This is a genomic window from Mesorhizobium sp. M1A.F.Ca.IN.022.07.1.1 (assembly GCF_003997575.1).
In the GTDB taxonomy this organism is placed as follows: Bacteria; Pseudomonadota; Alphaproteobacteria; order Rhizobiales; family Rhizobiaceae; genus Mesorhizobium.
The window spans coordinates 1-8,169 of the sequence record NZ_RZST01000280.1 but is presented as its reverse complement, the minus strand read 5'-3'; the positions used below and the strand labels follow the sequence as shown (position 1 = coordinate 8,169).

Annotated in this window: 12 protein-coding genes and 1 pseudogene; 11 read left to right on the top strand and 2 right to left on the bottom strand. The window is 61.7% G+C overall.

Annotated features, from left to right (window positions below):
• Positions 1–103: 103 nt before the first annotated feature.
• Genes EOA75_RS24765 through EOA75_RS24755 form a run of 3 tightly spaced genes read left to right on the top strand, consistent with a single transcriptional unit; the run spans position 104 to position 2,474 of the window.
• Positions 104–943, top strand: a complete 840-nt coding sequence (locus EOA75_RS24765; RefSeq protein WP_127325393.1) for a hypothetical protein — start codon at positions 104–106, stop codon at positions 941–943.
• Positions 940–2,118: a hypothetical protein gene (locus tag EOA75_RS24760; protein ID WP_127325392.1), complete on the top strand. Its 1,179-nt coding sequence runs from the start codon at positions 940–942 to the stop codon at positions 2,116–2,118. Before EOA75_RS24765 ends, EOA75_RS24760 begins: the two co-directional genes overlap by 4 nt.
• On the top strand, positions 2,118–2,474 hold the full coding sequence (locus tag EOA75_RS24755) for a hypothetical protein (RefSeq protein ID WP_127325391.1): 357 nt from the start codon (positions 2,118–2,120) through the stop codon (positions 2,472–2,474). The genes EOA75_RS24760 and EOA75_RS24755 overlap by 1 nt, the downstream gene beginning before the upstream one ends.
• 89 nt (positions 2,475–2,563) lie before the next feature.
• Here EOA75_RS24755 and EOA75_RS24750 read toward each other — a convergent pair whose 3' ends face one another.
• Together EOA75_RS24750 and EOA75_RS24745 are read right to left on the bottom strand one after the other, a co-directional pair.
• On the bottom strand, positions 2,564–2,746 hold the full coding sequence (locus EOA75_RS24750) for a hypothetical protein (protein WP_127325390.1): 183 nt from the start codon (positions 2,744–2,746) through the stop codon (positions 2,564–2,566).
• A 7-nt stretch (positions 2,747–2,753) separates the two neighbouring features.
• Positions 2,754–3,044, bottom strand: coding sequence for a hypothetical protein (locus tag EOA75_RS24745; protein WP_127325389.1), 291 nt, complete (start codon positions 3,042–3,044; stop codon positions 2,754–2,756).
• Positions 3,045–3,201: 157 nt separating this feature from the next.
• On the opposite strand from EOA75_RS24745, the gene EOA75_RS24740 reads away from it, so the two are divergent.
• The 8 genes and pseudogenes from EOA75_RS24740 to EOA75_RS24705 all read left to right on the top strand — a co-directional run.
• Positions 3,202–3,492 (top strand): hypothetical protein, encoded by a 291-nt coding sequence (locus EOA75_RS24740; protein WP_126093992.1) that lies wholly within the window; start codon positions 3,202–3,204, stop codon positions 3,490–3,492.
• A complete protein-coding gene (locus EOA75_RS24735; protein ID WP_127325388.1) occupies positions 3,489–4,631 on the top strand; it encodes a hypothetical protein in 1,143 nt (380 codons plus the stop codon). The genes EOA75_RS24740 and EOA75_RS24735 overlap by 4 nt, the downstream gene beginning before the upstream one ends.
• 5 nt (positions 4,632–4,636) lie before the next feature.
• Entirely contained in the window at positions 4,637–5,620 is a 984-nt protein-coding gene (locus EOA75_RS24730; RefSeq protein ID WP_095782847.1) for a phage major capsid protein, read from the top strand.
• A gap of 12 nt (positions 5,621–5,632) precedes the next feature.
• Positions 5,633–6,124: a hypothetical protein gene (locus tag EOA75_RS24725; RefSeq protein WP_127216417.1), complete on the top strand. Its 492-nt coding sequence runs from the start codon at positions 5,633–5,635 to the stop codon at positions 6,122–6,124.
• Positions 6,125–6,188: 64 nt separating this feature from the next.
• Positions 6,189–6,398: a hypothetical protein gene (locus tag EOA75_RS24720; protein WP_127216418.1), complete on the top strand. Its 210-nt coding sequence runs from the start codon at positions 6,189–6,191 to the stop codon at positions 6,396–6,398.
• 39 nt (positions 6,399–6,437) lie between these two features.
• Positions 6,438–7,097 (top strand): hypothetical protein, encoded by a 660-nt coding sequence (locus tag EOA75_RS24715; protein ID WP_127216419.1) that lies wholly within the window; start codon positions 6,438–6,440, stop codon positions 7,095–7,097.
• Positions 7,097–7,801: a hypothetical protein gene (locus EOA75_RS24710; RefSeq protein WP_127325387.1), complete on the top strand. Its 705-nt coding sequence runs from the start codon at positions 7,097–7,099 to the stop codon at positions 7,799–7,801. The genes EOA75_RS24715 and EOA75_RS24710 overlap by 1 nt, the downstream gene beginning before the upstream one ends.
• Positions 7,798–8,169: pseudogene (locus EOA75_RS24705) on the top strand (hypothetical protein); the annotation flags it as partial. The gene EOA75_RS24710 and the pseudogene EOA75_RS24705, both read left to right, overlap by 4 nt.

The window sequence follows — 8,169 nt, the reverse complement described above, 5'->3', positions numbered from 1 at the left end:
ATGCCTACGAGGCCGCGACCAAGGCTCAGTTCGCGAAGCTGACCACGGAATACAACGCGCTGAAATCGGTCGCGGATGCGGTCGCAGGGGCCAATCTCGGCTGATGCTTGAAGGCCAGTTCACCCCCGGCGCTCAGCCGCAGTTTGAGCAGATCACGCCGAATTTCTTGCGTCGGCGCCGGATGCTTCAGTTCGTGTCTCAGCTCGGACTGCTGACCGGATTGAAAATCTGCCTCGACGCGGCCGATGGCGCTTCGCTGCCGGCCGGATCGACCAAATGGCTGGATACATCGGGAAACGGCTACGACTTTTTCCGGGGCGCGGACGGCACCGCGACGACCGACGACCCGACGATCAACGGAACGACAAACGGGCGCTCATCCTCGGAATATTTCTCGTTTGATGGCGGTGATTTCTTCCGCTACGACACGACGAACGAAACCTGGATGCAGAACCTGCATAAGGACAACGCCAAGTTCTCGTATTTCGGCTACAACTATTTCGCCAACGTCGCGACAGCGAGCGGCATCTTCGGCGATAACGTCAACGCTCCCGGCAATATCGGCTGCAGGTTCACGCTGACTGCCTCGGGCGTTCTGGGCTTCAACGTGTCGAAGACCGGCGCATCTTTCGCCCTCGACTTCAACAGCACTCTCAGCCCCTCCGCCAGTGCCTGGCATGCCATTGGACTGTCGGTCGACGAGGCAGCGACCACCGGCTTCATATTCCTGGACGGAACCGTGCAGACCTTCACGTCCACTTACACCACGCCGTCGGCGTCCAGCGCATCGCAGACCTTCGAAATTGCTGCTCGGGGTAGCGGTGACGGCAAATGGGCTAATGGCGGCAGGATGGCCAACTTCACCATGTGGGAAGGCGCGGTTCTCTCGCAGACGGACATGGCCAATTTGTTCACGATCACGCGCGGGAGGTACGGCATATGAGGATCCCGAGCGGCAAGATCGATCAGGTCATCTATTTTGTGGCGGTCGATAGCGTCGACCTCACCACCCGCAAGACCGGCCTGGCGTCGTTCACGGTCTACCGCAGCCGCAACGGTGGCACGGCGACTGTTTACACGACACCGACGATCACCGAACTGTCGGCAGCCAACATACCGGGCGTCTATTCGCTGCTGATCGACGAAGACACGACCATCGCCTCAACGTCCGATGCCGAAGAGCAGGTGCTGCACATCACACAAGCGAGCATGGCCCCGGTCACCCGCGTGATTGAGCTTTTCCGCCGCGACACCACCACGGGGCGCACCGCAACCGTCGATGCAAACGGGCGCGTTGACGTCGGCAGTATAAGCGGCACCGCACAGACGGCTCGAGATATTGGCGCGAGCGTGCTGCTGTCATCTGGCACCGGCACCGGCCAGGTGAGCCTTACGGCTGGCGTTGTGTCGGCGAACGCCACGCAGATCGCAGGCGCAGCGGTCAATACTGCCAGCGCTCAGATCGGCGTCAATGTCGTGAATGCGGGCGGAACGGCATGGAACTCGGGTGCGATCACGTCCAACACCTTTGCGGCCGGCGCGATCACTGCTGCCAAGTTCGCAGCGAACGCCCTCGATGCCGTATGGTCGACTGCGACGCGCGTGCTGACTGCCGGCACCAACATCGTGCTTGCGAAGGGAACAGGCGTCACCGGCTTCAATGATCTGGACGCGCCTGGTGTGAGAGCCGCAGTCGGCATGGCCTCGGCCAATCTCGACACGCAGCTTTCGACTTTGGCGACCAACGACACCGCAATCAGCAACAAGCTCGGCGCTCCTGCCGGCGCCTCTGTCTCGGCCGACATCGCCGCGGTCAAGAGTGACACCGCTGCGATCAGGGCCAAAACAGACAATCTGCCGGCCGCTCCCGCTGCCGTGGGCGATATCCCGACCGCGAACCAGAATGCCGACGCTCTGCTTGATCGCGCATCCGGCATCGAGCCCGGCCTGACGCCTCGGCAGGGCTGGCGGCTATGGTCTGCTGCTCTGCTCGGCAAGGCGAATGGCCTCGGCACCGGAACGGCCATCTTTCGCGACACCAACGACACGAAGGACCGCATCAACGCTTCCGTCGACCAGGACGGCAACCGACTTGCGGTCATTCTGGACGCTAGCTGATGTTCGCTGATCGCTGGTTCGGCAAGCGCTATTACGGCAACCGCTACTTCGGCCCAAAGGGCGCAGATCTCGATTCGCTATTCAAGCCAGGCGGCTACTACCGCAAGCCGGTCAAATATGTTCGTGACGGCAAGGTCGTCGATCTCAATGAGCCGCCAGCGCAGATCCTGGAATTGGCCGAGTGGCCGGCGCTATCGCCGGAAATCATCAACGCGCTGCTCGCCGGTTTCCAAGCCCCGCCGATCGAATTTCCCGACGCGTCAGCTTTGGAGCGACGTCTTGGCCGCATAGTGATCGACAGGGAGCTGGCGGCCATGCGTGACGATGACGACGCGGTGTTGCTGCTGCTTAGCTAGTTGCGAGCAGACTATCGTCTGCCGCTTGCCTACAGCGACGCATCACAATCGGGCTGAAATGTAATCGGGTGATTGAGCTTGGGCAGCTATCAGCGCTTGCCTTTTACCTTGTCGTTTGCGGGCTTCGTCTCTTGTGCCTTCGCGAGCCTTGCCGCTTTCAAACGCGCAGTCTTGGCGATCCTGGCTGCGGCTTCGCCGCCGATGATCGTCCGCGCCGCTTGAGTTGTGGCATCGCCTTTGACGTCGACCTTGGACTTGGAAAAGGTCGCCATTTTCCTTCTAACCGAACAGTTCCGCGTACTCGTCGATCGCGAGAAATGCATTGTGCACCGCTTCGGGGTCAAGGCGCTCCTCCACGACCAAGTAATGGAAATCCTGTAGTACCCCCATGGTGCTTTCGGAACCGCGCATCCTCCGTCGGGCTTCCAAAGAAGCGCCGCCTGTGCTGGCATAGCCGTCTGTCCAGGATACTTCGCCTTCGCCAACGATGCGACCTACCGCCACTTGGCCTCGCATTGTAGACTCATCGTCCCAACCGCTCCAAGCTATCAACGCCTCGTGCGCCTTCATTGTATCCCTGTGCCTCCCGGTAGAGCATAGCGATTCAACGCTTGGGGTTCAAACTCGATCCTGCGGCGAAAACTCGAACTGAGACACTGTTCAAGCGGCTTAGAATTTCGCACCGACCCCTTGCAACCTGTATCCGCCCGAGAAGCAGGACAGGAAATTGGCAAGGTACGTTTTCCGCGATGGCATCTTCGTCGACCGGCAGACCGGCGTTCCGATGGAAAAGCCGTTCGCCGGTCAGATTGTCATGCCGAACGTCATTTCCGACATCCCGGACTACGCCTCGCCGATCGATGGCCGAATGATCACCTCGCGCTCCGAGCGCCGCGATGATCTGAAGCGCAACAACTGCGTCGAATACGAGCCGAGCCTGTCACCGACCAAGGGCAAATTTCGCAATCCCGACTTCTGCAAGAAGCGGGGCCTTCAGGTGTCAGAGGAATTTCGATGAGCGCTGCTGTAGCAGAAAGCCTGGCCAACAACGCCCCGCCCGCCGGCGCACTCGCAGAGGCGGCGAACAGCAATGCCGCGGCGACCGTCCCGGATGACGCGGCGCTGGAAGCAATCTGGAACAAGCACGAGCGCGATAACGGGGCTGAGCGGGATCAGGGCAAGTTCGCCAGCCCCGATCCGGCCAGGAAATCTGCTGCCGAGTTCACCGCTGAACCGGCGGCTGCTGGCGGCGATGGTGGAGAGGGACAGGCCGGCGATAGTCTGACGCCTGGCGCCGAGCAGGTTCCTCTCCCGGCCAACTGGCAGGGCATCAAGGGCGGCGTGGCCGACAACGTCAAGCAAGCCTGGGAGAAGGCCCCGGCCGAGCTCCGCAAGTTCGTCGCCGATCGCGAGCAGGAGCTGCAGCAGCGGCTTTCCGATCATGGCCGGCAGGCCTCTGCCTATAAGCCGATTCAGGATGTCATCGAGCGCAACGGAAAATATTTCGACGCGAACACCGGCAAGAAGGGTGCGGATGGTCGAGTGATCACGCCGGCACAGGCGATCGACTATCTTTTCAACGTCCAGCAGAGCATGGATCAGGCCCCGGTCGAGACGGTGATGAACATCATCGACCGCTACGGCATCCGCGACAAGGTCGCGGCTGTCTTCGGCCAGACCGTCCAGCAGGGCGAAAATGAATTGCGGCAGGAAATCGCCGGGTTGAAGCAGATGCTCGCGTCTGTCCACAACTCCGCGAACATCGACGACCGCATAAACCAGCGCCTTCAGGAGCGCGACGCCACCACCGCCGCCAACGAAGAGTTGAGCCGCTTGTCAGCCGACAAGCCGCTTTACTCGGAAATCCCTGAAAAGCGCATGGTGGCTTTCATCAACGATGCATGGGACCGGCTTGGAGCCACCGCCTCGAAAGAGGCCGTGTTCAACCTGGCCTATGACATGGCAGTCAACGCCGATCCCGATCTGAGGGCCAAGGCAGCCGCCGCGAAACCGGCCGCTCCCAAGGACACCGGAAAGGTCGACGCGGCCAAGCGCGCCAACTCCGTCAACATCCCCTCAACAGCGTCGGGCAAGGCTCGGGTTCTCACCGAAGATGAAGAACTGGCCGCTGTCTACGACCGGAACCATAAAGGATAACAGCGATGGCTGGTCCGTCGACTACCTTCACGGAAATGGTGTCCACCACCCTTCGCAACAGCGCGACGGAAGTGGCGGACAACGTTTCGAAGAACAACGCCTTCCTCAACCGGCTGAAGAAGAAGAACAAGATCCGCAACCTTGACGGCGGCACCGAAATTCAGGTGCAGCTCGAATACGCGGAAAACTCGACCTATCAGCGTTATGCCGGCCTCGACACGCTGAACACCAACGGCTCTGACGTCGTCACCTCCGCAAAATACGATTGGGCGCAGGTCGCGCTGCATGTCGTATCGAGCGGCAAGGAGCTTCGCCAGAATTCCGGCAAGTTCGCAATGATCAACCTGGTGAAGACCAAGAAGAACAACGCGCTCAAGACGGCGGCCAACAACTTCTCCGTCGACCTTTATTCCGACGGCTCGCTGTCGAACCAGATCGGCGGCCTGGCCAACATCCTGCAGACCAACGGTCAGGGCATCGTCGGCGGCATCGATTCCGCCACGTGGACCTTCTGGCGCAACAAGTTCCGCGAGGCCACCGGCACCAACCTTGCCGCGTCGCCTTCTGCGGCCAACGCTGCGACCTTCAAGGCCGACATGAACGCGATGTGGCTGACGCTCAACCGCGGCGCCGACAAGCCGGACCTGATCACGTTCAGCCACGACTTCTACTCGCTGTACGAAACCGGCGAGCAGCAGCTTCAGCGGTACATGGACGCCGACATGGCTCAGTCCGGTTTCATCGGGCTGAAGTACAAGACCGCCGACGTGATTTTCGATGACAACACGAATTTCACGACCACGGCCGAGAAGGGCTACTTCCTCAACTCCGACTACCTCTACGTCGACCAGCACAAGGAGGCGCAGTGGACGCAGGACGACGAGAAGAAGCCCGTCAACCAGGATGCGGTTGTCATCCCCTTCTACTGGATGGGCAATCTCGTCTGCTCGAACCGCTCGCTTCAGGGCGTGATCTTCGACGCGGCATAAGGAGCAAGAACGATGACCTCTTTTGTTGGTATCGACGTCACCCAGACGTACACCGCCGCGCAGCTCACCGGAGCGAACTCCGGCAAGGCTCCGAAGGTAGGCGACCTCTACGAATCGTACGACAGCAAGACGTACCGCTTCGTGAAGTACAATCAGGGCGCTGGCGCGGTGGCTGCCGTCGCGGGCAACGCCGTCGGCTTCTATGCGCCGGGCGGCGTGTCGACCGGCGTCACGAATGAAGTGACTTCGGACGTGTCGGACACGGCCGGCAACGGCGCGGGGGTCCTCGCAGGCGCTCCGGGCAACGGCGAATATGGCTGGATCCAGGTCAAGGGTGTCGCCACCCTGACCACGGCCCTGGTGTCTGGCGCTTCCGGCCAGGCGCTCGTCCTTTCGGCCACCACCGACGGCACCCTGAAGGTGGCCGCCGCAGTCACCGACACGGTTTGCGCCTACGCGATCCTCGCCGCGTCGAAGATCATCATGTGCGCCTTCCCGCACTGATCAGCAGGGGCGGGCTGCGGAAGCGTGGCCCGCCTTTTTCCTCAACAGCGAAGGAGTGCCAAAGATGGGCGACAAGTCCGACAAGAACGAAGCACCCGCCGAGCCCGTCGCAGTCGATACCCAGACTGGCATCTTCCCGAAATTCCGCCAGCTCTGGAACGGTGGCGAGCACCGCAACGCGGTCAACCTCGCCAAGGCTGAAAACCTGTCGGAAGCCGAGTGGGCAGCACTGCTCGCCGAGTTTCCCGGCATCGTCGATGTGATCAACCAGTAGGGCGCCGCTGGCGCCCACAACGTTCAGGAGCCGAAATCTATGAGCGAAGCGCAGCCCCTTATCCGCGTGATCGGGTTCAAGACGAGCTACGAGAAACTGCCAGTCAAGGGCGACCCGGTGAAGGAAAAGTGCGACACCAAGGGCTACAAGCTCGACGCCAGCAATCGGCGCATCCTTGAGCTTCAGCCCGAGGATTGGGTGACGTATTCGCCGTCGCATTCGCCGCTGAACACGCGCACCACCGAACGCGTGCGCCATCTGCTTCCCGACCCGTCGCTAATGGGCGAGGATCAGGACGGCGAAAAGCTGCGTTTCATGACGGCGCGCTGGAACCAGATCGAGCCGGCTTACGAGGCTTTCAAGGCAGGCCGTGAAATTCCCCTCAACGGCACGGCGCTTGCCGCCTGGTCGGGCGTCACACCGGAGCAGGCGGAGGTTCTGCGCACCGCTGGCATACGCACCGTCGAGGAAGTGCGCGATCTGCCCGACGGCCAGCTTGACCGCGTGCGGCTGCCGAACATGCGGGATCTGCGCAAGCAGGCCGGCTTGTTCCTCGCCAATTCGGATGCTGCGAAGGCCGCCGAGCGTGAGGCCGCAAAGGATGCGCAGATTGCCGAGCTGGTGGAACGCCAGGCCGCAATGGAAGCCATGATCGAGGAGCTGACGAAGCCGAAGGGCAAGGGCAAGGAAGCTGCCTGATGTCCATCCTCGACGTGGTCAAAGGCGCCACGACAGTGCTCGGCATGGACGTGCCGAGCCTGCTCTATGGCGCGACCAGTCGAGAGATGGTCGAGATGCAGGAACTCGCCAACGTCATGGCGTCTGAAATCGCGGACGCTCACGATTGGCAGAAGCTGCTGATCCAGACGACATTCACGGGCGACGGCGTGGCCGATGCGTTCGACATGCCGTCGGACTTCCGCCGCATGCAGAAGACCTCGTCCCTGTGGTCGTCGCGCTGGCAGTGGGCAACCGAACACCTGACCAGCCCCGATCACTGGCTTGAACTGCAGGTGACGCCGGTCGCCACTGTGAACGGCTACTGGATCATCTACGGTGACCAGTTCCACCAGTGGCCGGTGATGGCGAGCGGTGAGACGGTCAAGTTCTTCTACCTCTCGAACCAGATCGTTGCCGCCAGCGACACGTCGAAGAAGACGCTGTTCACCGAAGACGCGGACAGCTTCCGGCTTTCCGAGGAACTGCTGAAAAAGGCGATCATCGCCCGCTGGAAGCAGAACAAGGGGCAGGCCTACGAGCAGGACTTTGACGACTATCAGGACATGCTTTTGCGCCGGATCGACACCGACGGCGGTTCGAAGCCCGTCGTTTCCGGCCAGCCTCCTGTCAGTTGGCGCGGCCGGCGCGTCGCATGGCCCGGCACGGTCACAGGTGCAGCGTGAGGTACGAACGGTTTCCCGGTCGCCGGAAGGCCGCACCGCCGACCGCGCGTGCCGTTGCGCAGCCCTACACGTTCGGCGCGCCTGTCGCCGGATGGGTCACCAACCAGAGCCTGGTGAAATCCAAGCCCTTCTCTGCGCAAACGCTCGAGAACTGGTTTCCGACGTCAACCGGTATCATCATGCGAGGCGGTTCGGTCAAGCGCGCCACGATCGGCAGCGACCCGGTCGAAAGCTTCATCGCATACAACGCCGGTGGCACGAGGAAGATTTGGGCCTGTGACGAGACGACCGTTCGCGACGTGACGGCGCCGGCCGATGCCGTCACGCCGCCGGCCGCGTCGATCACCGGCCAGACGTCGGGCTATTAC

Coding starts and splice junctions, on each gene's coding strand:
- EOA75_RS24765 (WP_127325393.1), top strand. CDS start 104: ATGCTTGAAGGCCAGTTCACCCCCGGCGCTCAGCCGCAGTTTGAGCAG.
- EOA75_RS24760 (WP_127325392.1), top strand. CDS start 940: ATGAGGATCCCGAGCGGCAAGATCGATCAGGTCATCTATTTTGTGGCG.
- EOA75_RS24755 (WP_127325391.1), top strand. CDS start 2,118: ATGTTCGCTGATCGCTGGTTCGGCAAGCGCTATTACGGCAACCGCTAC.
- EOA75_RS24750 (WP_127325390.1), bottom strand. CDS start 2,746: ATGGCGACCTTTTCCAAGTCCAAGGTCGACGTCAAAGGCGATGCCACA.
- EOA75_RS24745 (WP_127325389.1), bottom strand. CDS start 3,044: ATGAAGGCGCACGAGGCGTTGATAGCTTGGAGCGGTTGGGACGATGAG.
- EOA75_RS24735 (WP_127325388.1), top strand. CDS start 3,489: ATGAGCGCTGCTGTAGCAGAAAGCCTGGCCAACAACGCCCCGCCCGCC.
- EOA75_RS24730 (WP_095782847.1), top strand. CDS start 4,637: ATGGCTGGTCCGTCGACTACCTTCACGGAAATGGTGTCCACCACCCTT.
- EOA75_RS24725 (WP_127216417.1), top strand. CDS start 5,633: ATGACCTCTTTTGTTGGTATCGACGTCACCCAGACGTACACCGCCGCG.
- EOA75_RS24720 (WP_127216418.1), top strand. CDS start 6,189: ATGGGCGACAAGTCCGACAAGAACGAAGCACCCGCCGAGCCCGTCGCA.
- EOA75_RS24715 (WP_127216419.1), top strand. CDS start 6,438: ATGAGCGAAGCGCAGCCCCTTATCCGCGTGATCGGGTTCAAGACGAGC.
- EOA75_RS24710 (WP_127325387.1), top strand. CDS start 7,097: ATGTCCATCCTCGACGTGGTCAAAGGCGCCACGACAGTGCTCGGCATG.